The organism is Micromonospora sp. NPDC049201, from assembly GCF_055586805.1.
Genome location: NZ_JBVJHM010000011.1, coordinates 273,484 through 299,687 on the forward strand (window position 1 = coordinate 273,484; position 26,204 = coordinate 299,687).

The window sequence follows — 26,204 nt, forward strand, 5'->3', positions numbered from 1 at the left end:
ATCGGCCGTTCGGTTGATTTGCTGGTGAACTTTGGTCTAGTGTTGCTCCCACGACCGGTGTGGGGGTCCCACCCGTTCTTCGAGGACAGGAAGGGCAGCATGACCACGATGACCATGGCACCGTCCGCCACCGAGGTGCACCGCGCGCCGCAGACCGGTGAGGAGTCCCGTGCCAGCGAGCTGATCGCGGCGCTCGCCGAACTGCCGGCGGACCACCCGAAGCGGGCCGCCCTGCGTAACCAGGTCATCGAGGCGTGGCTGCCGCTGGCCAACCACCTGGCCGCCCGCTACAGCGGTCGCGGCGAGCCGGCCGGTGACCTCGCGCAGACGGCCGCGCTGGGCCTGATCAAGGCGGTGGACCGGTTCGACGCCTCCCGCGGCGTCGACTTCGCCGGCTTCGCCATCCCGACCATCCTCGGCGAGATCAAGCGGCACTTCCGCGACCGCACCTGGAACATCCGGGTGCCGCGCCGCCTCCAGGAGCTGCGGCTGCGCATCTCCGAGGCGAACAGCTCGCTGACCCAGACGCTCAACCGGGCGCCGACCGTCGCCGACATCGCCACGCACCTCGGCGTCACCGAGGAAGAGGTCCTGGAGGGCCTGGAGGGCGCGCGCGCCTACAACGCGGTCTCGCTCTCGACCCCGATCGGCGACGGCGACAGCGCCACCGAGCTGGGCGACACGCTCGGCATCGACGACAACGAGTACGAGCTGGCCGACCTGCGCGCCTCGCTCGGCCCGGCGCTGGCCACGCTCGACGAGCGGGAGCAGAAGATCCTCACGCTCCGCTTCTACGGCAATCTGACCCAGAGCGAGATCGCCGCCAAGGTCGGTGTCTCCCAGATGCACGTGTCGCGGCTGCTCGCCCGCGCCCTGACCAAGCTGCGGGGCCAGCTCACCGAGGCCTGATCCACCGCCGCTGATGCCGCCACCTCGCCGAGGTGGCGGCATCACGCGTGTCAGCGGCCGATCACCAGGTCGACGGCGGGGGCGGCGGCACCACCGGGGGGCGGTCGTCGCAGGTGATGGTGTTGGGCAACAGCCACGGGGCGAGCCATCCGCCGTCGTTGCCGCCGAGGTCGGCCACGGTGAACTCCGACCCGGCCGGGGTGAAGTGGAACGAGCCGCAGTTGTTCACCCCGACCGCGCCCACGTTGCGCGCGTCCACGCCGGCGAAGCTCGCGCCGCCGGCGGTCCGGGCGCTCACCACCGACGTGCCGGTGCCGTCGACCCGGACGTCGCGGAACACGACGCCGTCGATGCGGACCTGGTCCTTCACCGGCCAGTCGCTGACCAGCATGATCGCGTTGTAGGTGCTGTCCAGGTAGGCGTCGCCGGTCACCTGGATGTCGGCGTCGATGCCGCGGTCCAGCGCGTAGAACCAGATCGCGCCGAGGCCGATGTTCCAGTTCAGGTCGTAGGTGCCGGCCCGGACCGTGGTGTTGCCGGTGATCCGGATGCGGCCGGCGAACGGCTCGGCCCCGAACCGGGCGCCGAGGTGGATCGCGCTGCCCTCGCGTACCGGGTCGGCGACCAGGTTGTGCGCCACGGTCAGGTCGGCGCCGCCGTACAGCGCGATGCCGTTGGCCAGCACGGGGGACTGCACCGTGTTGTACGCGAACGTGTTGCCCGCGTTCGCGGTCCCTTCCGACCACATGGCCAGCGCGTCGTCGCCGCTGTTGCGGACCACCGAGTTGGTCACCGAGGAGTGCGTGACGCCGGTGTGGAAGTTGAGGCCGTCGGCGATCTGGTCGACGATGACGGTGTTCGTGACCCGCAGCCCGGTCATCGGCCCGTCGAACCACATGCCGACCTTGGTGTGGTGCAGGTAGAGGCCGTCGATCGTGCTGTGGTTGAGCGCGCCGCCGAGCGCGTTGACCTGGTCGGTGTCGATCCGCTCGCGGACGTCGCCCTCGATGGTGAAGCCGGAGAGGTGGACGTCGCGGCTGCCGCCGTCGGCGGCGTCGCGTCCGTAGAAGCCGACGCCGGTGTGCCGGGAGCCGTCCGGCGCCGGCGTGTCCAGGGCGACCTCGCGTCCCGTCACGACGGTGTACCAGCTTCCGGCGCCCACGATCGTCACGTCGTCGACGATCACGTGCCGGTTGACCTGGAACCGGCCCGGCGGCAGGTAGAGCGGACGGTCCACCCGCCGGGCGTACGCGACGGCCCGGTCGAACGCGTCGGCGGACTCCCGCCGCCCGGTCGGGTCGGCGCCGAAGGCGAGCACGTTGACCGCGCGGGGCACCACCCGGGGCGGGGCGATCAGGTGTGCGTCCAGCAGGTCGATCACCGTCCAGGCGGCGGCCGTCCCGGTCGGCGCGGTCAGTCGGACCACCTCGCCGGCGCGGTGGGTGCGCCCGAGCAGCAGCCGCTGCTCGTCGTAGAAGTGGTGCGGCCGGAACGGCTTGGCGATCACCGGGGTTGGCGTGGTGGCCGCCGGCACGCAGGAGCACTCGGTGATCCACCAGTCCGGGTGCAGCAGGTCGGCGTCGGGGTCGTTGGTGAACGGGTACTGGTTGTAGAGCCAGGCGTACGCCGAGGTGAGCCGCATCGTGCGGGCGGGCGCGCGCCCGACGTCGACCCGCAGCGGCGCGGTGATGCCGCCGCCGCCCGGCGCGTCCGGGATGCTGTACCGCACGGTCAGCGCGTTGGTGGCCCGGGGCAGCGTGAACTCGACGTGCTGGCCGGGGAGCAGGCGCACGGCGCGGCGGCCGGACGCCTCGCCGGCGAGCGTGTAGGCGGAGCGGTCGGGGCCGATCACCGTGCCGGTGGTCCGCGCGTGCTCCGCCTCCTGCTCGACGTAGTCGACGGTGGCGCCGCGACCGGCGGTCAGTCCCGGGTCGAGGGCGGCCCGCGTCACCACCGGCGCCGGGTCGGGTGACCCGGTCGCGGCGGTGGCAGCACCCGGCGGTACGACGAGGGCGGCGGCGGTGACCGCCACCGCGAGAATTCTCGGCAGGGACGGGCGACGGCCCGACCTGCTCTCCACGCTCCGCTGCATCGGAGCACCCACTTTCGCGAGGAGGGACGGGGCCTCGGCGGAGGCGAGGGGTGCCGGCCGACAAGGTGCCCCATGTTATTCCTGGCACTTGTCGAGTTTCAAGCATGGAACTGCTCGGATCTTTCGAGGCGACGACGGCGGCGGTTGACCGGCGGGATGCCGAATCGCTGTTCATTTCTTGCAAGAATCTGACGTACGATGCCGCCGTGACGAAGCGTTTGACGGAAGTGGCCCGCAAGGCGGGTGTCAGCGAGGCGACCGTGAGCCGGGTGCTCAACGGTCGGGGCGGCGTGTCCGAGGCGACCCGGACGGCCGTGCTGACCGCCCTCGACGTGCTCGGCTACGAGCGCCCGACGAAGCTGCGCGGGGAGCGGGCCCGACTGGTCGGGCTGGTCCTGCCGGAACTCCAGAACCCGATCTTCCCGGCGTTGGCCGAGGTGGTCACCGGCTCCCTCGCCCAACGGGGCTTCACCCCGGCGCTCTGCGCCCGCACCATCGGTGGCGTGCCGGAGTCCGGCTACGTGGAGATGCTCCTCGACCACCAGGTCAGCGGCGTCATCTTCGCCGGCGGCTCGTACGCGCTCGCCGACGCCTCGCACGAGCACTACCGGCGGCTGACCGACCGGGGCCTGCCCGTGGTCCTGGTCAACGCCGGCGTCGAGGAGCTGGGCTTCCCGCGCGTGTCCACCGACGACGCGGTCGCGGTCGAGCAGGCGTACGGGCACCTGCGCTCGCTCGGGCACGAGCGGATCGGCCTGGTGCTGGGCCCGGAGGACCACGTGCCCTCGCGGCGCAAGCTGGACGCCATGGTCCGGGCCGCCGACTGGGGCACGGAGCGCCGCTTCGTCGAGCGTTCCAGCTTCTCCATGGAGGGGGCGCGGGTCGCCGCCACCAAACTGATCGAGCGCGGGGTGACCGGCATCGTCTGCGCCAGCGACGTGCTGGCGCTCGGCACCATCCGGGCGGCCCGCCGGCTCGGCCGCGCGGTGCCGGCCGACGTGTCGGTGGTCGGCTTCGACGACTCCGCGTTCATGACCTGCACCGATCCGCCGCTGACCACGGTCCGGCAGCCGATCGAGACGATGGGGCAGGCCGCGGTGGACCTGCTGGTCACCCAGATCGAGGGCGCCGGCGTCCTGCGCGACGAGCTGCTCTTCGAGCCCGAGCTGGTGGTACGCGGCTCCACCGCCCCCGCCCCCCGGAGAGACGCTTCCTAGGCGTCGTTCCGGCCCCAGTTGCCGAGCGCGACGATCGCCGCGCGCAGGGCCAGCCCGCGATCGGTCAGCGCGTAGGCCCGGGTGTTGTGTCGAAGCGGCAGGCGGAGCAGCACGCCAGCCGCTTCGAGTTCGCGCAGGCGTGTCGCGAGCATGTTCGTCGGCACGCCGAGTTCGCGCTGGAGATCGCCGTAGCGTTGTGGCCCGTCGAGCAGCCGTTCCACGATGAGCAGGGCCCACCGTGCTCCGACGATGTCGAGGGCCGCGGCGAGGTCGCTCACGCGGTCGGATCGGCGTCCGTCTTCATCCAGAACGGTGAGTAGTGGTAGCCGTCGGGGTCGTCGAACTGGCGCTGGTACATGAAGGGGTAGTCGTCGGTGTCACCGATCCGCCCGCCGGCGGCGCCGGCGCGGTCGATGAGCTCGTCGACGGCCTCGCGGCTGCCCAGGTCGAACGAGACCGTGACCTTCGAGGGCGTCTGAACGCCGCCGACCAGCTCTTCGACTCCACCGACGCTCGCGTACATCTCGCGGCTGCCGAGCATGACGTACTGCTCGGGGGCGATCGCGAAGCAGGACACGTTGTGGTCGGACATCTCGGCGTTGAGGGTCCAGCCGAGGGCGGTGTAGAAGGCGGTCGCGCGCTCGACGCTCTCGACCGGACAGGTGATGAAGAGGCTCATGGGGCCATGCTTGCAAAATGCAAGTAGACAGTCAAGCGCCACGCGCCGGGCTCGGCTGCCGTGGTCGTCCCGATCATCCGTCATCAAGTCGTGTTCTTTCGTCATCACGTTGAAACCTTGCCGTGAAGAGTCGGCGTCGCTACATTGACTCCACTCACCGGGGGTCACCCACACCAGTGCAGGTCATCGATATAACCGTTCCCGAAGGGATGGACAGATGTCCGTACCGCAACATCGGAAGGTCGCGGCGGCGGCGCTCGCGGCCGGGCTCGGGCTCAGCCTCGCGGCGTGCTCCACCAAGAGCGACGACTCCGCCGACGCCGGCGGCAAGGTCACCATCACTGTCGACTGCCAGCCGGTCGGCGCGCAGAAGGAACTGCTGAAGAACTGGAACGACGACGTCGCCGAGTTCCAGCGGCAGAACCCGACCATCGTGGTCAAGAGCGTCAGCGTCGGCGAGCAGTGCAACAACCCGCCGGACTTCACCGCCCGCCTCGCCGGCGGCACCGTCACCGACGTCTTCTACGGCTACATGACCGACCTCCAGCAGGTGCTGGACTCCGGCCAGGCGATGGACATCACCGAGTACGCCACCAAGGACACGATCCCGACCTGGGACAGCGTGGACCCGGCGCTCAAGGAGGTCTTCACCGACGGCGGCAAGCTCTACGGCGTCCCGGTGAAGAACTACTCGATGGGCCTGATCTACAACAAGGCGCTGTTCCAGCGCGCCGGGCTCGACGCGGCCAACCCGCCGAAGACGTGGCCGGAGGTGCGGACCGCGGCCAAGAAGATCTCCGCGCTCGGCGGCGGCGTCGCCGGGTACTCGGAGTACAGCGCCGGCAACACCGGCGGCTGGCACTTCACCTCGCTGCTCTACTCGCAGGGCGGCCAGGTGCTGTCCGCCGACGGCAAGAAGGCCGACTTCAACAACCCGACGGGCAAGCAGGTCCTCCAGAACCTCAAGGACATGCGCTACGGCGACAACAGCATGGGCAGCCGGCAGCTTCTCCAGTGGGGTGACCTGCTCACCAACGCCGGGGCCGGCAAGGTCGGCATGTTCATCGGCGCGCCGGACGCCACCCAGGCGATCGTCAGCCAGTTCCAGGGCAAGTACCAGGACTGGGCGATGGGCCCGCTGCCCGGCCAGGACGGGCCCGCCAAGGCGACGCTCGGCGGGGGCGAGGGTTACTTCTTCAAGAAGGGCCTGAGCCCGGAGCAGGTCAAGGCCGGTCTGAAGTGGATCGCCTACCAGAAGCTCACGCCCGGCAAGGGCCAGTTCGACTACGTCCGGGCCAAGCCGCAGAACTACCCGGTGGGCCTGCCGCAGCCGCTGCTGTTCACCAACGGCAGCGACGCGCAGAAGCAGGAACTGGACCTCCGCAAGGCCAACGCCAACGTGGACACCACCAACTTCACGGCCTTCGAGGCGAACCCGGTGCCGATCAAGGGGGAGCCGCGCAACGCCCAGGCCATCTACGCGGTGCTCGACGCCGCGATGTCCGGGGTGCTGACCAACCCGAACGCGAACATCGACGCCCTGCTCAAGACCGCCGAGGACAAGGTCAACCAGCTCCTCGCCGCCGGTAGCTGACCCGACCGGGGTGGGGGCCGGCCGCACCGGCCCCCACCCACTACCGCAGGAGTTGCCTTGGCGCTCACCACCGCCCCGGGTGCCACCCGCCGGCCCGGCCGTCCCGCACCGCCGCCGCGGCAGACCGCCGCGCGCCGCGCCGGGCTCGGCCGGAAGGTACGGGACAACCTGACCGGGCACACGTTCCTCATCGGCGCGGTCGCCTGCTTCGCCGTCTTCTCCTGGTACCCGATGGTCCGTGGCGTGGTGATGAGCTTCCAGCGCACCCGGCGCGGCGAGACCACCTGGGTCGGCTGGGACAACTACACCCGGATCATCGCCGACCCGAGCTTCTGGACCGCCTGGAAGAACACGTTCGTCTTCACCGGCCTCGCGCTCGTGCTCGGCTACGCGGTGCCGTTCTTCGTGGCGATCCTGCTCAACGAGCTGCGCCACGCGAAGGGCTACCTGCGGGTGTTGGTCTACCTGCCGGTGATGCTGCCGCCGGCGTCGGCGCTGTTCCTGTTCAAGTTCTACGCGTACGACCCGAGCGAGGCGGGACTGTTCAACGCGGTCCTCACCGCGCTGGGGCTGCCCACCTCGGAGTGGATGCAGTCGCCGACCATGACGATGCCGGCCATGGTGCTGGCGTCGACCTGGATGAACATGGGCGGTGCGGTGCTGATCTACCTGGCCGCGTTGCAGAACATCCCCGGCGAGCTGTACGAGGCCGCCGAGATCGACGGCGCGGGCGTGTGGCGGCGGATCGTGCACGTGACGATCCCGCAGACCCGGCTGATCCTGGCGCTGCTGGCGATGCTCCAGATCGTGGCGACCATGCAGCTCTTCATCGAGCCGCTGATCCTCGCCAACGGCGCCGGCACCCAGGACTCGGCGACGTCGGTGGCGTACCTGATCTATCAGCACGGCTTCTTCCAGAACGACCTCAACGGCGCCGCCGCGCTCGGTGTGATCATGCTGGTGGTGCTGGCCGGGTTCTCCGCCGTCTACGTGCGACTGACCGCGAGACAGGACTAGGACATGGCAGTCGACTCCACCACCCGTACCCTCATCTCCCCGGCCCAACTGCGGCGCGGACGCGGCCGGGTCCTCTACTGGGCCGTGCTCGCCGTCGTGGTGGTGGCGTTCACGCTTGTCTTCCTCGGCCCGCTCTACTGGATGGTCACCGGCGCGCTGAAGTCGGGCCAGGAGATCGCGCAGACGCCGCCGTCGCTGTTCCCGCGCGACCCGCAGCCGCAGAACTACGTCGACGCGTGGACGAACCTCGACCTGGCGAAACTGCTGTTCAACACGTTCTACTACGCCACCGGCGCGGTGCTGTTCCAGCTCGTGTTCGACACCGCCGCCGCGTACGCGTTGTCGAAGCTGCGCCCGGTGCTGGGCAAGCTGATCCTCGGCCTGATGCTGGCGACGTTGATGATCCCGGCGATGGTGCTGATCGTCCCGCAGTACGTGACCGTGATCGACCTGCCGATCGTGCACGTCAACCTGCTCGACTCACCGTTCGCGATCTGGCTGCCGCTGGTCGCCAACGCGTTCAACATCTTCCTGCTCAAGCGGTTCTTCGACTCGATCCCGGAGGACCTGATGTCGGCCGCCGTGATGGACGGCGCGTCGCCGCTGCGCACGCTCTGGTCGATCGTGCTGCCGATGTCCCGTCCGATCCTCGGCGTGGTCGCGATCTTCGCGGTGACCGCGGTCTGGAAGGACTTCCTCTGGCCGAAGCTGGTCATGCCGTCACCCGAGACGCGCACGGTCAGCGTCGGCATCTACGCCTTCGCCGGCGGCACACCGATGAACGTGGTGATCGCCGCGTCGGTGATCGCCGCGATCCCGACCGTCGTGCTGTTCCTGATCTTCCAACGGAACATCATGTCCGGCCTGACCACCGGCGGACTCAAGGGCTGACCGGGCACCGCCGCCCGTCGCATCAGAACCGACCCGCAGAAAGCAGGTGACCGTGTCCATGGTCGACACTAGCCCGTGGTGGCGCTCCGCGGTGATCTACCAGGTCTATCCGCGTAGCTTCGCCGACGGCAACGGCGACGGGATCGGTGACGTCGCCGGCATCCGGTCCCGCCTGGACCACCTCGCCGCGCTCGGCATCGACGCGATCTGGTTCAGCCCCTGGTACCCGTCACCGATGGCCGACGCCGGCTACGACGTGGCCGACTACCGCGACATCGACCCGGTCTTCGGCACGCTCGGCGAGGTCGAGGCGCTGATCACCGAGGCGCACGAGCGGGGCATCCGGACCATCGTCGACGTGGTGCCGAACCACTGCTCGGACGCGCACCCGTGGTTCCAGGCGGCGCTGGCCGGCGGCCCGGACGCGCCGGAACGGGACCTGTTCTGGTTCCGGGCCGGCCGGGGCCCGGACGGCTCCCGGCCGCCGACCGACTGGACCGGCGAGTTCGGCGGCCCGACCTGGACCCGCACCACCGACCCGGACGGCTCGCCCGGCGACTGGTACCTGCACCTGTTCGCGCCGCAGCAACCGGACTTCAACTGGGACCACCCCCGGGTGCGCGCCGAGTTCGAGGACGTCCTGCGGTTCTGGTTCGACCGGGGCGTGGACGGCATCCGCATCGACTCGGCCGGCCTGCTGGTCAAGGACGGCACGCTGCCCGAGGTCCACCCGGACCGGCCGCACCCGTTCCGCGACCAGGACGGCGTGCACGACGTCTACCGCGCCTGGCGGCGGATCGCCGACAGCTACCCGGGCGAGCGGGCGCTGGTCGGTGAGGTGTGGCTGCCGGACCGGCAGCGGTTCGCGAACTACCTGCGTCCCGACGAACTACACACCGCGTTCAACTTCGACTTCCTCGGCTGCGCCTGGGACGCCGCCGCGATGCGGGACAGCATCGACGGCACGCTGGCCGCGCACGCGCCGGTCGGCGCGCCGGCCACCTGGGTGCTGTCCAACCACGACGTCACCCGGCACGTCACCCGCTACGGCCGGGCGGACACCACGTTCAGCTTCGCCGCCAAGCGTGAGGGCATCCCCACCGACCTGGAACTCGGCACCCGCCGGGCCCGCGCCGCCGCGCTGCTCAGTCTCGCGCTGCCCGGCGCCGCCTACGTCTACCAGGGCGAGGAGCTGGGGCTCTGGGAGGTCGAGGACATCCCGTACGAGCTGCGGCAGGACCCGATGTGGGAACGCTCCGGACGGGTCGACCCGGGCCGTGACGGCTGCCGGGTGCCGCTGCCCTGGCAGGGCGACACGCCGCCGTTCGGGTTCAGCCCCGACGAGGCCACCGCCGCGCCGTGGCTGCCGCAGCCGGCGGACTGGAAGGACCGTACCGCCCGCGCCCAGACCGGCGACCCGCACTCGATGCTGGAGCTGTACCGGGCGGCGCTGGCCGCGCGCCGGGCCGAACCGGCGCTCGGCGACGGCGCGTTGCGCTGGCTGCCCGCGCCGGACGGGGTCCTCGCGTTCGCCCGCGAACCGGGCTTCGCCTGCCTGGTCAACCTCGGCCGCGAGGCCGTGCCGCTGCCCGCGCACGACCGGCTGCTGCTGGCCAGCGGCCCACTCGACGACGACCGGCTGCCACCGGACACCGCGGTCTGGCTGCGTACCGGATCGCGCTGAACCGCGGTGGCGCCGGCGGCTCCGTCCCGCCGTCGGCGTCACCGCGCCGCACCACGACCGGCGGCCCGTCCCGGCTGCCGCAGGAACACCTGGGGAGGAAGGAACCGCACCGCCGCAACGGGGGACCTGGCCACCGACGAAAGGGAGCACACCCCGCATGGCCGAGCACCGCACCGCGCACCGCCACCGCACCACCGGGCTGGCGGCCCTGGCCGCCGCCGCGCTCGCCGCCTCGACACTCACCGTCGTGGCGTTGACCTCCACCGCCACCCCGGCGCAGGCCGCCGGGCTGTCCCCGTTCGACATCGCCGGCCGCGGCGCCACCGTCCCGTTCCGGGAGCAGGAGGCGGAGCAGGTCGCGCACAACGGCACGAAGATCGGCCCGGACCGACGCTACGGCACGCTGCCGTCCGAGGCGTCCGGCCGGGAGGCGGTCACGCTCGACGCGGTCGGGGAGTACGTCGAGTTCACGCTCGCCGCTCCCGCGAACGCGGTCACGTTCCGCTACAGCCTGCCGGACAACGCCGCCGGCACCGGCCGGGACGCCAGCATCGACCTGCGCGCGAACGGCACCCTGGTCAAGGCCGTACCGGTCACCTCCCGGTACGGCTGGTACTACGGCGGCTACCCGTTCAACAACAACCCGGGCGACACCAACCCGCACCACTTCTACGACGAGACCCGGGCGATGTTCGGCACCACCTACCCGGCCGGCACGAAGATCCGCATCCAGGTCTCCTCGACCGCGCAGTCACCCACGTTCACCATCGACCTGGCCGACTTCGAGCTGGTCGCCGCGCCCATCAGCAAGCCGTCCGGCGTACTGGACGTGGTCACCGACTTCGGCGCGGACCCGACCGGCGCCAGCGACTCCACCGCGAAGTTCCAGGCCGCGGTGGACGCCGGCAAGGCGCAGGGGAAGGCGGTGTGGATCCCGTCCGGCACGTTCACGCTCTGGGACCACGTGGTGGTCGACGGCGTGACGCTGCGCGGCGCCGGGCCGTGGTACTCGGTGCTCGGCGGCCGGCACCCCACCGACCGCAAGCGCGCCGCCGGCATCTATGGCAAGTACGTGCCCGGCGGCGGCTACTCCGGGGAGATCCGCTCGCACGAGGCCGGCGGGCCGAGCCGCAACGTCACGCTGCGCGACTTCGCCATCATCGGCGACATCCGCGAGCGGATCGACGACGACCAGGTCAACGCGCTCGGCGGCGCGATGTCGAACTCGGTGGTGGACAACCTGTGGTTGCAGCACACCAAGGTCGGCGCCTGGATGGACGGGCCGATGGACAACTTCACCATCCGCAACAGCCGCATCCTGGACCAGACCGCGGACGGGGTGAACTTCCACTGGGGCGTCACCAACTCCACGGTGACCAACACGTTCGTCCGCAACACCGGCGACGACGCGTTGGCCATGTGGGCGCAGAGCGTGCCGAACGTCGGCAACTCGTTCACCCACAACACCATCGGCGTGACGATCCTGGCGAACCACCTGGTCACGTACGGCGGGCGGAACATCACCATCGCCGACAACGTGACCGCCGACTCGGTGACCAACGGTGGCGGCATCCACGTCGCGAACCGCTATCCCGGGGTGACCGGGTCGACGGCGGTGGCCGGCACCATCACGGTCGCCCGTAACACGCTGATCCGCAACGGCAACTCCGACTACAACTGGCAGTTCGGGGTGGGGGCGATCTGGTTCTCCGCGCTCAACGAGCCGATCCAGGGCGCGGCCATCAACGTCACCGACACCGACATCCTCGACAGCTCGTACGCGGCGCTGCACTGGATCGAGGGGCAGACCAGCGGCATCTCGTTCACCAACGTCCGGATCGACGGCGCGGGCACGTACGCGCTCCAGGTGCAGGCGCCCAGCCAGGTCAGCTTCACGAACGTGCGGGCCACCAACATCGCCCAGGCCAACCCGATGCACAACTGCGTGGGCAGCGGTTTCCAGATCACCCAGGGCAGCGGCAACTCCGGCTGGTACACGGCCACCCCGTACTGCGGGCCGTGGCCGCAGCCGCAGTGGGGCAACGGCCCGTCCAGCCCGCCGCCCACCAGCGTGCCCCCGACCACCGCGCCGCCGACCACGGCCCCGCCGACCACGGCCCCGCCGACCACCGCGCCGCCGACCACCCCGCCGCCAACCGGCGGGAACCTGGCCCTGGGCCGGCCGGCGACCGCCACCAGCGTCAACCAGACGTACGCGGCCGGCAACGCGGTCGACGGCAACGCGGGCAGCTACTGGGAGAGCGCCAACAACGCGTTCCCGCAGTCGGTGACCGTCGACCTCGGCGCGTCCCGCACGGTCGACCGGGTGGTGCTCAAGCTCCCGGCCGGCTGGGAACGCCGTACCGAGACGCTGTCCGTGCTCGGCTCCACCGACGGCTCCTCGTTCAGCACGCTCGCCTCGTCGGCGGGCCGGGTGTTCGACCCGGCGGCCGGCAACAGCGTCTCGATCGCGCTGCCGTCCGGCGCCCGCCGGTACATCCGGGTCACCGTCACCGGCAACACCGGCTGGCCGGCGGCCCAGCTCTCCGAGTTGGAGGTGTACGGCGGCGGCACGACCACCCCGCCGCCCACCACCACCCCGCCGCCGTCGACCCCGCCGCCGACCACCGCGCCGCCGACCGGCAACCTGGCCGCCGGCCGGCCGGTCGCGGAGACCAGCCACGCCGACGTCTACGGCGCCGGCAACACGGTCGACGGCAACGCCAACACCTACTGGGAGAGCGCCAACAGCGCCTTCCCGCAGTCGGTGACCGTCGACCTGGGCAGCGCCCGGCCGGTGGCCCGGGTGGTGCTCAAGCTGCCGCCGTCGGCGGCCTGGCAGACCCGGACCCAGACGGTGGCCGTGCTCGGCTCCACCGACGGCTCGTCGTTCACCACGCTCAAGTCGGCGGCCGGTTACACGTTCGACCCGGCGTCCGGCAACAGCGTGTCGATCGCGCTGCCCTCCGGTGACCGCCGCTTCGTGCGGCTGACGTTCACCGGCAACACCGGCTGGCCGGCCGGCCAGCTCTCCGAGTTCGAGGTCTACGCCTCCTGACCCGGCGCGGCGGGGACCCGCCCGGGTCCCCGCCGCACCACATCCCCCACCCCGTCAACGCCTCTCCACCTCCCCCGGGAAGAAGGTGTCCGTTCACCATGTCCAGACTCCGTACCAGAATGGTCGCGGTGCTCGCCGCGGTCGGCCTGGCCGTCACCGCGGCGCCGGCCCCACCGGCCCTGGCCGCCGGCGGCCCGAACCTCGCCGCCGGCCGGCCCGCCACCGCCAGCAGCGTCAACGGCTCGTTCGTGACCGCCAACCTCACCGACGGCAACCAGGGCAGCTACTGGGAGAGCAGCGGCGCGCTGCCCCAGTGGGCCCAGGTCGACCTCGGCACCAGCCGCGCCGTCGACCAGGTGGTGCTCAAGCTTCCCGCCGCCTGGGAGGCCCGCAACCAGACGCTGTCCGTGCAGGCCAGCGCCGACGGCAGCGGCTTCACCACGGTCGTCGCGTCCGCCGCCCGCTCGTTCAGCCCGGCCGCCGGTAACGCGGTGTCGCTCGGCTTCAGCGCCACCAACGCCCGCTACCTGCGCGTCGTCGTCACCGCGAACACCGGCTGGGCCGCCGCCCAACTCGCCGAGCTGGAGGTCTACGGCACCGCCAGTTCCTCGACCAACCTGGCGCTCGGCAAGACGATGGCCGAGAGCGGCCACTCCGACGTGTACGGGGCCGGCAACGCCAACGACGGTAACGCGGGCACCTACTGGGAGAGCCCGAACAACGCGTTCCCGCAGTGGATCCAGGCCGACCTGGGCGCCACCACCAGCGTCAACCGGCTGGTGCTGCGGCTGCCCAGCGGCTGGGGCGCGCGCAACCAGACGCTGACCGTGCAGGGCAGCACCAACGGCTCCACGTTCGGCACGCTCGTCGCGTCCGCGTCGTACGCGTTCGACCCGGCCGGCGGCAACACAGTCACCGTCACGGTGCCCACCGCGTCCACCCGCTACCTGCGGCTGCTGTTCACCGCGAACAGCGCCTGGCCCGCCGGGCAGCTCTCCGAGCTGGAGATCTACGGCGCGGCGACCGGAGACACCCAGGCGCCCAGCGCGCCCGGCAGCCTGGCGTTCACCGAGCCGGCCACCGACCAGGTCCGGTTGACCTGGACCGCGTCCACCGACAACGTCGGCGTCACCGGTTACGACATCTACGCCAACGGCGTGCTGCGCACCAGCGTCGGCGGCACCACGCTGACCTACACCGACACCCAGCCCGCCGGCAGCACCGTGTCGTACTACGTGCGGGCCCGCGACGCCGCCGGCAACGTGTCCGCCAACAGCAACACGGTGACCCGCACCGGCAACACCGGGGACACCACCGCGCCGACCGCGCCCGGCGGCCTCGCCTACACCCAGCCGGCGAGCGGCCAGATCCGGTTGACCTGGACCGCGTCCACCGACAACGTCGGCGTCACCGGCTACGAGGTGTGGGCCAACGGCACGCTGCGGACCACCGTCGGCGGCTCCACGCTGACGTACACCGACAGCCAGCCGGACAGCGCCACCGTCTCCTACCAGGTGCGGGCCCGCGACGCCGCCGGCAACGTGTCCGCCAACAGCAACACGGTCACCCGCACCGGCAGCACCGCCGGCGGCACCAACCTGGCCGTCGGCAAGCCGGCCACCGCCTCCTCCGTGGTGCACGTGTTCAACGCCGCCAACGCGGTCGACAACGACGTCACCACCTACTGGGAGGGCGCGCCGGGCGCGTACCCGAGCACGCTGACCGTGGCGCTGGGCGCGAACGCGAGCATCAGCGCGGTGGTGGTGAAGCTCAACCCGGATCCGGCGTGGGGCGCGCGTACCCAGACGTTCCAGGTGCTCGGGCGGGAGCAGTCCGCGTCCGGGTTCACCAGCCTGGTCGGCTCCGCGACGTACTCCTTCAACCCGAACACCAGCAACACGGTGACCGTCCCGGTCTCGGCGACCGCCGCGGACGTCCGGTTGCAGTTCACCGCGAACTCCGGCTCGTCCAACGGCCAGGTCGCGGAGTTCCAGGTCATCGGCGTGCCGGCGGCCAACCCGGACCTCACGGTCACCGCCCTGACCGCCTCGCCCACCGCGCCGGTCGAGACCGACGCGATCACGCTGTCCGCCACCGTGCGCAACGCCGGCACCGCCGCGTCCGCCGCCACGAACGTCAACCTCTACCTGGGTACGACGAAGGTCGGCACCGCCGCCGTCGGCGCGCTCGCGGCCGGCGCGTCCACCACCGTCTCGGCGAGCATCGGCGCGCGCGACGCCGGCAGCTACCAGCTCACCGCCAAGGTCGACGAGTCGAACACGGTGATCGAGCAGAACGAGGCGAACAACTCCTACACCAGCCCGACCGCGTTGACGGTCAGCCCGGTGGCCAGCTCCGACCTGGTCGCGTCCGCGGTGACCTGGTCGCCCGGTACGCCGGCCGCCGGCGCCACGGTCAGCTTCGCGGTGACGCTGCGCAACCAGGGCACGATCGCGTCGGCGAGCGGCGCGCACGGCATCACGCTCACCGTGCTCAACGACTCCGGTTCCGTGGTCCGTACGCTGACCGGCTCGTACTCCGGCACGATCGCCGCCGGGGCCACCGCCGGCCCGGTGTCGCTCGGCACCTGGACCGCCGCCAACGGCCGCTACACGGTCCGGGTGGTGCTCGCCGACGACACCAACGAGTTGCCGGTGAAGCGGCAGAACAACACAAGTGACCGGGCGCTGTTCGTCGGCCGGGGCGCGAACCTGGCGTACGACATGTACGAGGCCGAGGACGGCTCCGTCGGCGGCGGCGCGCAGGTGGTCGGGCCGAACCGGACCATCGGCGACCTCGCCGGTGAGGCGTCCGGCCGTCGGGCGGTCACGCTGAACACCACCGGCGCGTACGTCGAGTGGACCACCAAGTCGGCCACCAACGCCCTGGTCACCCGCTTCTCCATCCCGGACGCGTCCGGCGGCGGCGGCATCGACTCGACGCTCAACGTCTACGTCAACGGGGTGCTGCACAAGCCGATCAGCCTCACCTCGAAGCACAGTTGGCTCTACGGTGCCGAGGCCGGCCCGAGTGACTCGCCGAGCGCGGGCGCGCCCCGGCACCTGTACGACGAGGCGAACGTGCTGCTGAACTCCACCGTCCCGGCGGGCAGCCGGATCCGGCTCCAGAAGGACCCGGCGAACAGCACCACGTACGCGATCGACTTCGTCAACACCGAACTGGTGTCGCCGCGCGCCAACCCGGACCCGACCCGGTACAAGGTGCCCACCGGCTTCAGCCACCAGGACGTGCAGAACGCGCTGGACGCGGTGCGGATGGACACCACCGGCACGCTTGTCGGCGTCTACCTGCCCGCCGGCACCTACGAGACGGCGCAGAAGCTCCAGGTGTACGGCAAGGCGGTGAAGGTCGTCGGCGCGGGCATGTGGTACACCCGCTTCCAGACCCCGACGAACCAGCAGAACACCGACGCCGGGTTCCGGGTCGAGTCCTCGGCCAGCGGGTCGACCTTCGCCCACCTGGCGTTCTTCGGCAACTACACCAACCGGATCGACGGACCCGGCAAGGTGTGGGGCGAGCTGAAGGACGTCGACAACCTCACCCTGGACAGCGTCTGGGTGGAGCACACCGTCTGCGCGTACTGGGGGGTGAGCGTGGACGGGCTGACCATCCGGGACAGCCGGTTCCGCGACACGTTCGCCGACGGGGTGAACATGACAAACGGCAGTACGAACGCGTTGGTCACCAACACCGAGGGCCGCTCCAACGGTGACGACGCGTTCGCGTTGTTCTCCGCCACCGACGCCGGTGCCTCCGGCGGCAACCACGGCAACGTGTTCGAGAACCTGACCGCCACGCTGACCTGGCGGGCCGCCGGCCTCGCCGTGTACGGCGGCTACGACAACATCTTCCGCAACCTCTACATCGCCGACCAGTTGACGTACTCGGGCATCACCATCAGCTCGCTGGACTTCGGCTACCCGTTCGTCGGGTTCGGCGCCAGCCCGCCCACCCGGTTCGAGAACATCTCGCTGATCCGCTCCGGCGGCCACTTCTGGGGCGCGCAGACGTTCCCGGCGATGTGGCTGTTCTCCGCGTCCAAGGAGTTCCGGGGCATCCGGGTGAGCGACGTGGACATCGTGGACCCGACGTACTCGGGGATCATGTTCCAGACCAAGTACACCGGCAGCCAGCCGGAGAACCCGATCACCGACACGGTGCTCACCAACGTCTCCATCTCCGGGGCGCGGCGCAGCGGTGACGCGTTCGACGCGAAGTCCGGCTTCGGCATCTGGGTCAACGAGATGCCCGAGGCGGGGCAGGGCCCGGCCGTCGGCTCGGCCACCTTCACCAACCTCCGCCTGACCGACAACTACCAGGACATCAAGAACACGACCAGCACGTTCACCATCACCCGCAACTGATGTAAGGCGGGGCCCCTTCTTAACGCCTCCGGTAGAGAAGGGGCCCCTTCTCACACGCCCAGCGGGACTCACTCGAGCGTCACCGGGGCCGGTCGACGTGGTGACGGCCCGCTCACGGCGGTCCGGGTGTACTCCACGGATGCGACTGCGTACCCGGCTCGTTCCGTCCCGGACCTCCGGGACCACCCGCGCCCTGCTCGCCGCGATCCTCAGCGCGGTCATGGTCGGTGCCGCACTGACCATCGGTTCGCCCGCCGAGGCCGCCATCACGACCTATGTCTTCGCCGCCACCAACGACAGCTACGTCAACGCCGCCGCGCCCACCACCAACTACGACACGTCGCCGAAGCTGGCGGTGGCCGCGGGTTCGACCCGGATCTCGTACGTGAGCTTCACGGTCACCGGCCTGACCGGACCCGTGGTGCACGCCCGGCTGCAGATGCACACCAACAGCGCGAGCAACTCGGGCAGCCTCACCGGTGGCACGATCGAGCGCACCGGCGCGAACTGGGTCGAGACGACGTTGACCTACGCCAACCGTCCGGCCACGATCGGTGGGCCGTTGTCGAAGTTCGGCATAGTCAAGCCCGATCGCTGGTACCAGGCCGACGTGACCGCCGCGGTGACAGGCAACATGGTGGTCAGCTTCGCCATCTCCTCCACCGACCCGGACGGTGCCTACTACGACGCCCGGGAGGGCGCCGAGAACTGGCCTCGTCTCGCCGTCGACACCGGCGTGCCCCCCAGCCCCGACAACATCCTGCTGGCCGCCGGGGACATCGCGAGCTGCGCCACCGACCGGGACGAGGAGACCGCGCGGATCCTGGACAGCCAGCCGGGCACCGTGGCGACGCTCGGCGACTCCGTCTACGAGTCCGGCACCACCGCCGAGTTCGCCAACTGCTACCAGCCGACCTGGGGGCGACACAAGGCCCGCACCCGTCCCGCGGTCGGCAACCACGAGTACCTCACCGCCAACGCCGCCCCCTACTTCGCCTACTTCGGGGCGGCGGCCGGGCCTGCCGGACTCGGCTACTACTCGTACGACCTACCCGGCTCCTCCGACTGGCACATCGTCGTGCTGAACTCCAACTGCGCCAAGGTGGGTGGCTGCCAGGCGGGCTCGGCCCAGGAGCGGTGGCTGCGTGCCGACCTCGCGGCCCACCCCAGCCGCTGCACCCTGGCCTACTGGCACCACCCCCTGTTCAGCTCCGGCGAACGGCAGGCGCCCGACGTGTTACCGCTGTTCCGGGCGCTCTACGACGCCGGCGCCGAGATCGTGCTGAACGGGCACGCCCACCAGTACGAACGGTTCGCCCCCCAGTCCCCGGACCGGACCGCCGACCCCGTCCGAGGCATCCGCGAGTTCGTGGTGGGCACTGGCGGTCGTTCCCTCCAGTCAAACTTCGGCACCGTGGTGCCCAACAGCGAGGTACGCAACGGCACCACCTACGGCGTCCTGAGACTCACTGTCTACGAGGGCGGATACGACTGGCGCTTCCTGCCGGTGACCGGGCAGACCTTCACCGACGGTGGCAGCGGCATCTGCCACTGAACCCGGCTGCCTGAAGGGCGCGGCGCCCGCTCGGGCGCGAGCACGGCGGGGTGGCCCGGCCCGGACCGGGCCACCCCGGCGAATCACTCGGGGATGACGAACTGGGCGGCGCTGGTGGTGTCGTAGGTGACGCCGTTCTTCTCGGCGTGGTGGGTGCAGGTGACCGTGACCGTCCGGGACTGGGCGGGGACGCCACTGACCGGGACGGTCGGCGACCAGAAGGTCACGTCGACGAGCGCGCCGTTGTTTTCCGAGTCGTAGTCGTTGGTGGAGTAGTTGAGCACGGTGGCCGAGCACCGGACGTTGATGTAGTTGGCGTCCACCCGGTCGTTGCTCCAGGTGGCGAGCCGCGAGTAGCCACGGACCTTGATGCCGCCGACGCGGAACGGCCAGGCTCCCTCATGGCCGACGCTCTCCAACTGGATGACACCCTGGAGGTTGTACGCCGGCGTTGACGGAGGTGGCGTGCCGGGGTCGCCGGTCCCACCACCGCCCCCATCCCCGCCCCCGCCGTCACAATTGAGAGAACAGTCGGGTTCCGAGGCGTGCGCCGGCATTGTCACCGCGCCGGTGGCCGCGAGGCAGGCCAACAGGGCGATTCCGGCGGTTGCAAAGCGTCTGAGCACGTTGTCTCCTGTCAGTGGACGCCCGAGAAAAATCAACCCCCGCGGCGCGTGATCGGAGACGTAGGCTATCGCCGCCTTTCTCGAAAAAGCAATAGATGCTGATCGGTACGGCTGCGTCAGAAATCCGCTGAATAATGTTGTCGGCCGTTGTTCAGCCGAGCGGGACCGCTCTTTTAAGGAGCGATTTTTGGTCTCATGGTGTCAGTTGAATCAGCGTGCGGCAGCCTGACGGCAATTGTCCGGGCTGACGGATAATTCGGGAGTGCGCGAGAGACCCGCCCTATCCTGCGGCGTACCTCGCGATGCGGCAATCCCAAGCTGACACACCGCCGGAAGGTTGATCACCATGACCTGGTTCTGGATCGCCTGTGGCACATCACTGCCGCTCGTCGCCACGTCAGCCGTCGTCCTTCTGAGGCGCCGACGTCGGATGGTCGATGCCGAGCCGGGGCGGGACGCGGTTGCGGCACGGGCGCGGCGGGCAATGGCCGAGATGGACAACCGGCGTCGGCGTTCCGGCAGAGGCACGATCCGCGGCGGCGGCGGTGGTGACAGGGGAACGATGTACGACGCCGCGTACGGCTCGGACACCTCCGCCGGAGCCTAGCGAGGGAGCGGACCCCATGCGTGTACCGTTCGCTATGACAACCTGCCGCAGCGTGTTCGAGCAGGCTCCTCCTGTCGTATCGGAGCGCCGCTGATGCCTCGCCGTCCGGTCCCCGCCGATCCGTCGATCGGTGACCGCATCCGCGCCCGCCGCGAGCTGCGCGGGTGGAGCATCCGGTACGCGGCCAGCCGCGCCGGCATCTCGCACACATCCTGGTCGCGGATCGAGCGCGGTCAACAGCGCACCGACCGGTACATGATCGTGGACTTGGCCGCCGCGCTTGAGTGTTCGGTGGTCGACCTGACCGGGCAGGCGTACACACCGGCGGATCGGCAGCTCGACGCCGCCCGCATCGACGCCGAACGGGTCTGGCGGGCCATGATGGACTCGCCCATGGACGCGCGATCCGGTGCGGCTGCCACGGTCGAGCAGGTGCACCGTGAGGCGACTCTGGTGCGGGACCTGTACGGGCGGTGTGACTACGCGGGCGCGCTGCGGCGGCTCGTCGATCTGGTGCCGGCGATGCACGGCCTGACCGACCGCCGGGCCGCCTTGGCGGAGATGGTGCCGGTGTACGGCGTCGCGATGGGCTCGCTCCTGAACGTGAGCTACCCGGCCCATGCCTGGCTGGCGGCGGAGCGCTGCGCCGAGGCGGCCGGGCTGCTCGACGCCCCTGTCGCTGTCGGCGTGGCGGCGGCCAACCGGGCGCGGGTGTCCGCCCACTCGGGGGCGTACCGGCCGGCACGGGCGTGGTGCGACGCGGCGGCGGCCGACCTCGCGGGCAGCGCGGCGCAGGGAGCGTTGGACGTGCTGGGGTTTCTGCACCTGGCGCGGGCGCTGCACCTCGCCGGCCTTCGTGACCTTGTCGGCGCGGAGGAGCATCTCGCCGAGGCGGCGTTGATCGCCGCGCACACCGGAGAGACGGAGAGTTGGGATCTCGCCTGGGGGCCGCGGAACGTGGCGCTGTGGCGGATGGCGTTCCTGCTCGACACGGGGCGGCCGGAGGCGGCCATGGCGGCGGCGGCCGGAGTGGACCTGACCGGCCTGCCGGCAGTGCGGCAGGTGTACTTCTGGCTCGACATGGGACGCGCCGCCGAGGCGGTCGGCCGGGACCGCGAGGCGGTGCGGATGCTGCTCGCGGCCGAGCGTATCGGCCCACAGCACGCCCGCTCGTCGGTCGCGGCCCGCGAAACGGCGCGGTCGATGCTGCGCAGGGGATCGGTGTCACCGGAACTGCGGGGCCTCTGTGAACGAATGAGCCTCACGACGCAGTAGTGGTGCGTAGGCGTTCCAGTCGATCCGCACACATTGCGTAGCGTCCCGATCACAGGGATGCGGTGATCCGATCGCGTCTCCTTCCGGCGCGACGGTGGCGAGCCCATCGCCGTGCCTTCGTCGAAGGGACCATCGATGGGCAACCGGCGTGACCAGGGAGACAACCGAGGCGAGCAGGCGGAGGCCGCCGAGCAGGAGGCGGCTCGACAGCGGATCATCGCGCAGGCCGAGGCGGACCGAACACCTGTCGACGACACCACTCGGGCGGTGCCGGACCGGCGGTGGCGTCGTGACCGGTGAGCGGGTGCCGATCGGTCGACGCGTCGCCTACCTGCGGGTGCGCCGCAAGCTGTCGCAGCAGACGTTCGCCGATCGGCTGGGCAAGTCGAAGAGCTGGGTGGACAAGGTGGAGCGCGGCGTCCGGTCCCTCGAGCGGGTGTCGACGATCCGGGAGATCGCGGCGGTGCTGCGGGTCGATGCCGCGACGCTGCTCGGCGACGATGCCCGCCCCGCCGAGGTGGCCGAGCGCGACGAGGGCGTGGCGCGCATCCGGGCGGCCCTGTCCACGTACGGGATGACGGCCGGCCGGGGCACGCCGCCGGACCGGTGGGGTCGGGCCGTGGCGCACGCCTGGGACACCTACCGGCACGCCCGCTATCCGCAGCTCATGGAGCAGCTTCCGGCGTTGCTGACCGACGTCCAACGCGGGCAGGCGCGGGATCCACAGGCGGGCCGGGCGGTGGTGGTGGACGCGTACCGGGTCGCGGCGGCGTTGCTGACCAAGCTGGACGAGGTGAGTCTCGCCTGGCTGGCCGCCGACCGGGCGATGACGGCAGCGGCGGGGGACCGGGTCCTGTCGGCCTGCGCGGCGGTGCAGCTCGGGCCGGTGCTACGGGCGTCGGCGCGGGCCCGGTCGGTGCTGTTGGCCGCCGCGTACCGGGTCGCGCCGCGCGACAGCGATTCGGGTACGCCGCAGGAGCTGTCGCTGTGCGGGACGCTGCTGGCGCAGGCGGCGTTGACGGCGGCGCGGGCCGGCGACGGGCGTGCCGCCGGTGAGCTGTTGGACGAGGCGGCGGAGATGGCCGTCCGGGTGGGCGACGGGCACGACCATTGTCGGACCGCGTTCGGGCCGGCGGCGGTGGACGTGGCGCGGGTGGTCGCCGCCGTGGAACGGGGCGACGGTGCGGAGGCGGTGGCCCGGCACGAGGCGGCGATCGCGGGGGACGGGTGGCGGTGGCTGCCGCTGGAGCATCGCGCCGCGCATCTGGTGGACGCCGCGCGGGCGTACCTCATGGTGGGTGACGCCGAGCGCGCGGCGAAGGCCCTGGCCCGGGCGGAGCGTCTCGCGCCCGCCGAGGTCCGCCACCGCCCCACCGCACGCGCCCTGACCGCCCAGCTCTCGACCGAAGCGCCGATCTTGGAGTTGTGGCACCTCCGATAAGGAGCGAAACCGGCATACCGTGGCACCACAAGTCCAAGATCGACGAGAACGGGGCGGCGCGGGCGCGCTCCGGGACTGGTCACGCGGTATTCGTGAGTTCAAACTCCGCTGTTGTCACGACTTCGGAGGGTGAAACTCATCGGTCGGTCGTGACTTGTCGCACTGGGCCTGCGCCTCCGCCATCCGCAGGATTGACGTCAACCGATCAGCCGGTGGAGGCAACCGAAATGGACGAACGGTACGACTCGTACTGCGCGGTCGATCCGCTCTTCTACGACTCGCTGGCCGGCACCACGGCCGACGCGGACGCCTACCCGACCGGCCCGGTGCCGGACGGCTGGGAGTGCGAGGTCAAGGACGACTGGCTGATCCACGGCCCGGTCGGCGGGACCCTCCCCGCGCAGGGCTGGAAGATCCACGTGTCGGCGCGGCTCGACAACGCGGAGCGCGTGCTGGCCCGGGTGGCGGACTACTGCCGGCCCCGTGGCATCGCGTTCAAGCACCTGCGCGGCCCTCGGCTGCTGCTCATGCGCAACAGCAAGTACGCCCGGCGCGGCGCCAGCGGGAAGTTCGTCACCGTCTACCCGCGTGACGACGCCGAGCTGGAGCTGACCGCCAAGGAACTCGCCGACCTGCTCGACGGCGAGACCGGGCCGTACATCCTCAGTGACCTGCGCTACGGCGACGGCCCGGTGCACCTGCGCTACGGCGGCTTCGCGGCCCGCTACTGCGTCTCCGACGACGGGCAGACCGTGCCGGCGATCGAGACCCCGGACGGCACGCTGGTGCCGGACCGGCGGGACCCGGTCTTCCACGTGCCGGAGTGGGTGACGCTGCCCGACTTCCTCGCCCCGCACCTGGCCACCCGGAACGCGGCAAGCACCACCGACCTGCCGTACCGGATCGAGAAGGTGATCCACTTCTCGAACGGCGGCGGCCTCTACGAGGCCCGCGACACGCGGACCGACCAGCGGGTGGTGCTCAAGGAGGCCCGGCCGCACGCCGGACTGGACGCCACCGGCACCGACGCGGTCACCCGGCTGCGCCGCGAGGCGCAGACGCTGCGCCGGCTGGCCGACGTGCCGCACCTGGTCCGGGTGCACGACGAGTTCGAGTTCGGCGGGCACGAGTTCCTCGCCCTGGCCTTCGTCGAGGGTCGGCCGCTCAACCAGGTGGTGGTCGAGCGGTACCCGCTGGTGCACCTCGACGCCGACCGGGCCGACTACACCCGCTGGGCGCTCGACGTGCACCGGCAGGTCACCGAGGCGGTCGCCGCCATCCACGCGCACGGCGTCGTCTACGGCGACCTGCACATGTTCAACATCATGGTCGGCGACGACGGCGCGGTGACGCTCATCGACTTCGAGGTCGCCACCGACGTCGCCGAGGCGACCCGGCCCGCGCTGCGCAACCAGGCGTTCGCCGCGCCCCGCGACCGCACCGGCGTCGACGTCGACAGGTACGCGCTGGCCTGCCTGCGGCTCGCCCTGTTCCTGCCGCTGACCGCGATGCTGCGGCTGGCTCCGGCCAAGGCGGCGCACCTGGCCGACGTGGTCGCCGAGAACTTCCCGGTGCCGCGCGAGCTGCTGGACGAGTCGGTCGAGGTGATCGGGGGCGGCCGACCGGCGGACCTGCGACGCGCGGTCACGATCGACCCGGACGACTGGCCGGGCCTGCGCGACCGGCTCGCCGAGGCGATCACCGCCAGCGCCACCCCGGAGCGCGACGACCGGCTCTTCCCCGGCGACATCCGCCAGTTCGCCGGCGCCGACGGCGGCCTCAACCTCGCGTACGGCGCGGCCGGGGTGCTCTGGGCGCTGCACGTCAGCGGCGCCGGCACCGACCCGGCGCACGAGCGGTGGCTGATCGACGGGGTCCGCCAACCCGCCTCCGGCAGCCGGCTCGGCTTCTACGACGGGCTGCACGGCATCGCGTACGTGCTGGACCTGCTCGGTCACCGGGACGAGGCGCTGCGCCTGCTCGACCTCTGCCTCGACCAGCCCTGGACCGAACTGCGCGACGACCTGACCGGCGGGCTGTCCGGCATCGCGCTCAACCTCGCCCACTTCGGCGCGCTCACCGGCGAGCGGCGTTACGCCGACGCGGCCCGGCAGGCCGTCGACGTGGTGGTCGGCCGGCTCGGCGATGTCGACTCGGTCGCCGAGATCAGCGGCGGGCGGCACCCGTACGCCGGGCTGGCCCGGGGCGGGGCCGGCGTGGCGCTGATGCTGCTGCGGATGTACGAGCGGCACGGCGACGCCGAACTGCTCGACCACGCGCGCACCGCGCTGCGTCAGGACCTGCGCCGCTGCGTCCGCCGCGACGCCGGGCACCTGGAGGTCAACGAGGGCTGGCGGACCATGCCCTACCTGGCCGAGGGCAGTGTCGGCATCGGACTGGTGCTCGACAACTATCTGCGGCACCGGCCCGACGACGAGCTGCGCGACCAGGCCACCGCGATCCGCCGCTGCGCCGACTTCCCGTTCTACGCGCAGTCCGGGCTCTTCGCCGGCCGCGCCGGGATCGTCGCGTACCTCGCCGAGCGGGGGGAGCGGGACGCGGCCCGGGAGCAGGCCCGGCTGCTCGGCTGGCACGCGCTGCCGTACCGGGACCGGACCGCGTTCCCCGGCGACCAACTGCTGCGACTCTCCATGGACCTGGCCACCGGCACCGCCGGCGTGCTCGCCGCGCTCACCGCCACCCGGCCGGACGACGCGCTCCACCTGCCGTTCCTGACCCCGCTGCCCGGCGCGACGCGCGTCGCGGGCGCGGACTGAACGGCCACCGAACCCCCCGGTTCCCCCGGGGTGACCCGAAGCCACCACCCGAGACGTGGAATGAGGTGAATTGACATGGCTCTGCTCGACCTCCAGGGGATGGAGCTGCCGGCCGCCGAGCGTACCGGCGGTGGCAGCAACGCCAGCCTGCTGCTCTGCGGCGACAGCTCGCTGAGCGTCACCACCTGCAACTGACCCATCCGATCATCGACGTCACGAGAGAAAGAGGAACCGACATGGCTCTGCTCGACCTCCAGGGTATGGAACTGCCGGCCGCCGAGCGTACCGGTGGCGGCAGCCAGGCCAGCCTGCTGCTCTGCGGCGACAGCTCGCTGAGCGTCACCACCTGCAACTGACCCATCCGATCATCGACGTCACGAGAGAAAGAGGAACCGAC

At 71.2% G+C, this 26,204-nt stretch carries 20 protein-coding genes; 16 read left to right on the plus strand and 4 right to left on the minus strand.

Annotated elements, in window-relative coordinates:
• Positions 1–99 precede the first annotated feature (99 nt).
• On the plus strand, positions 100–909 hold the full coding sequence (locus ACZ6O5_RS24425; RefSeq protein WP_107155617.1) for a SigB/SigF/SigG family RNA polymerase sigma factor: 810 nt from the start codon (positions 100–102) through the stop codon (positions 907–909).
• 61 nt (positions 910–970) lie between these two features.
• Here ACZ6O5_RS24425 and ACZ6O5_RS24430 read toward each other — a convergent pair whose 3' ends face one another.
• Positions 971–3,001 (minus strand): glycosyl hydrolase family 28-related protein, encoded by a 2,031-nt coding sequence (locus ACZ6O5_RS24430; protein WP_465980106.1) that lies wholly within the window; start codon positions 2,999–3,001, stop codon positions 971–973.
• A 206-nt stretch (positions 3,002–3,207) separates the two neighbouring features.
• On the opposite strand from ACZ6O5_RS24430, the gene ACZ6O5_RS24435 reads away from it, so the two are divergent.
• Positions 3,208–4,218 carry a LacI family DNA-binding transcriptional regulator gene (locus ACZ6O5_RS24435; RefSeq protein WP_465980107.1) on the plus strand — a complete coding sequence of 337 codons (1,011 nt, stop codon included), beginning with the start codon at positions 3,208–3,210 and terminating at the stop codon, positions 4,216–4,218.
• Here ACZ6O5_RS24435 and ACZ6O5_RS24440 read toward each other — a convergent pair.
• The gene (locus tag ACZ6O5_RS24440) at positions 4,215–4,496 is read right to left on the minus strand and encodes a winged helix-turn-helix transcriptional regulator (protein ID WP_465980108.1); all 282 of its coding nucleotides are present in this window, start codon (positions 4,494–4,496) and stop codon (positions 4,215–4,217) included. The two genes, ACZ6O5_RS24435 and ACZ6O5_RS24440, sit on opposite strands and share 4 nt — an antisense overlap.
• Positions 4,493–4,897, minus strand: a complete 405-nt coding sequence (locus ACZ6O5_RS24445) for a VOC family protein (protein ID WP_465980109.1) — start codon at positions 4,895–4,897, stop codon at positions 4,493–4,495. Before ACZ6O5_RS24445 ends, ACZ6O5_RS24440 begins: the two co-directional genes overlap by 4 nt.
• A 217-nt stretch (positions 4,898–5,114) precedes the next feature.
• Here ACZ6O5_RS24445 and ACZ6O5_RS24450 point away from each other — a divergent pair, with 217 nt between their 5' ends.
• The 7 genes from ACZ6O5_RS24450 (at position 5,115) to ACZ6O5_RS24480 (ending at position 19,081) form a co-directional block, all read left to right on the plus strand.
• The gene (locus ACZ6O5_RS24450; protein ID WP_465980110.1) at positions 5,115–6,491 is read left to right on the plus strand and encodes an ABC transporter substrate-binding protein; all 1,377 of its coding nucleotides are present in this window, start codon (positions 5,115–5,117) and stop codon (positions 6,489–6,491) included.
• A 57-nt stretch (positions 6,492–6,548) separates the two neighbouring features.
• Positions 6,549–7,508 carry a carbohydrate ABC transporter permease gene (locus ACZ6O5_RS24455; protein ID WP_281940814.1) on the plus strand — a complete coding sequence of 320 codons (960 nt, stop codon included), beginning with the start codon at positions 6,549–6,551 and terminating at the stop codon, positions 7,506–7,508.
• Positions 7,509–7,511: 3 nt separating this feature from the next.
• Positions 7,512–8,399 (plus strand): carbohydrate ABC transporter permease, encoded by an 888-nt coding sequence (locus ACZ6O5_RS24460; protein ID WP_465980111.1) that lies wholly within the window; start codon positions 7,512–7,514, stop codon positions 8,397–8,399.
• Positions 8,400–8,457: 58 nt separating this feature from the next.
• Positions 8,458–10,083: a glycoside hydrolase family 13 protein gene (locus ACZ6O5_RS24465; protein WP_465980140.1), complete on the plus strand. Its 1,626-nt coding sequence runs from the start codon at positions 8,458–8,460 to the stop codon at positions 10,081–10,083.
• Between the two features lie 157 nt (positions 10,084–10,240).
• Positions 10,241–13,141: a galactose-binding domain-containing protein gene (locus tag ACZ6O5_RS24470; protein WP_465980112.1), complete on the plus strand. Its 2,901-nt coding sequence runs from the start codon at positions 10,241–10,243 to the stop codon at positions 13,139–13,141.
• 98 nt (positions 13,142–13,239) lie between these two features.
• Positions 13,240–17,526, plus strand: a complete 4,287-nt coding sequence (locus ACZ6O5_RS24475; protein WP_465980113.1) for a discoidin domain-containing protein — start codon at positions 13,240–13,242, stop codon at positions 17,524–17,526.
• A gap of 139 nt (positions 17,527–17,665) precedes the next feature.
• Complete coding sequence (locus tag ACZ6O5_RS24480) at positions 17,666–19,081, plus strand: CBM96 family carbohydrate-binding protein (protein ID WP_465980114.1); 1,416 nt, start codon at positions 17,666–17,668, stop codon at positions 19,079–19,081.
• An 83-nt stretch (positions 19,082–19,164) separates the two neighbouring features.
• Here the strand turns inward: ACZ6O5_RS24480 and ACZ6O5_RS24485 are convergent, their stop codons facing one another.
• Positions 19,165–19,500 carry a hypothetical protein gene (locus tag ACZ6O5_RS24485; protein ID WP_465980115.1) on the minus strand — a complete coding sequence of 112 codons (336 nt, stop codon included), beginning with the start codon at positions 19,498–19,500 and terminating at the stop codon, positions 19,165–19,167.
• Positions 19,501–20,053: 553 nt separating this feature from the next.
• On the opposite strand from ACZ6O5_RS24485, the gene ACZ6O5_RS24490 reads away from it, so the two are divergent.
• The 7 genes from ACZ6O5_RS24490 to ACZ6O5_RS24520 all read left to right on the plus strand — a co-directional run bounded on the left by ACZ6O5_RS24490 (position 20,054) and on the right by ACZ6O5_RS24520 (position 26,163).
• Entirely contained in the window at positions 20,054–20,314 is a 261-nt protein-coding gene (locus ACZ6O5_RS24490) for a hypothetical protein (protein WP_465980116.1), read from the plus strand.
• 126 nt (positions 20,315–20,440) lie between these two features.
• Positions 20,441–21,589 carry a helix-turn-helix domain-containing protein gene (locus ACZ6O5_RS24495; RefSeq protein ID WP_465980141.1) on the plus strand — a complete coding sequence of 383 codons (1,149 nt, stop codon included), beginning with the start codon at positions 20,441–20,443 and terminating at the stop codon, positions 21,587–21,589.
• Between the two features lie 135 nt (positions 21,590–21,724).
• Positions 21,725–21,889: a hypothetical protein gene (locus ACZ6O5_RS24500; RefSeq protein WP_465980117.1), complete on the plus strand. Its 165-nt coding sequence runs from the start codon at positions 21,725–21,727 to the stop codon at positions 21,887–21,889.
• A complete protein-coding gene (locus tag ACZ6O5_RS24505; protein ID WP_465980118.1) occupies positions 21,879–23,030 on the plus strand; it encodes a helix-turn-helix domain-containing protein in 1,152 nt (383 codons plus the stop codon). Before ACZ6O5_RS24500 ends, ACZ6O5_RS24505 begins: the two co-directional genes overlap by 11 nt.
• 227 nt (positions 23,031–23,257) lie before the next feature.
• Positions 23,258–25,807 carry a class III lanthionine synthetase LanKC gene (gene lanKC / locus ACZ6O5_RS24510; RefSeq protein ID WP_465980119.1) on the plus strand — a complete coding sequence of 850 codons (2,550 nt, stop codon included), beginning with the start codon at positions 23,258–23,260 and terminating at the stop codon, positions 25,805–25,807.
• A 75-nt stretch (positions 25,808–25,882) separates the two neighbouring features.
• Positions 25,883–26,002 carry a SapB/AmfS family lanthipeptide gene (locus ACZ6O5_RS24515; RefSeq protein ID WP_465980120.1) on the plus strand — a complete coding sequence of 40 codons (120 nt, stop codon included), beginning with the start codon at positions 25,883–25,885 and terminating at the stop codon, positions 26,000–26,002.
• 41 nt (positions 26,003–26,043) lie between these two features.
• A complete protein-coding gene (locus ACZ6O5_RS24520) occupies positions 26,044–26,163 on the plus strand; it encodes a SapB/AmfS family lanthipeptide (RefSeq protein ID WP_269692070.1) in 120 nt (39 codons plus the stop codon).
• The last annotated feature ends 41 nt before the right edge of the window (positions 26,164–26,204 follow it).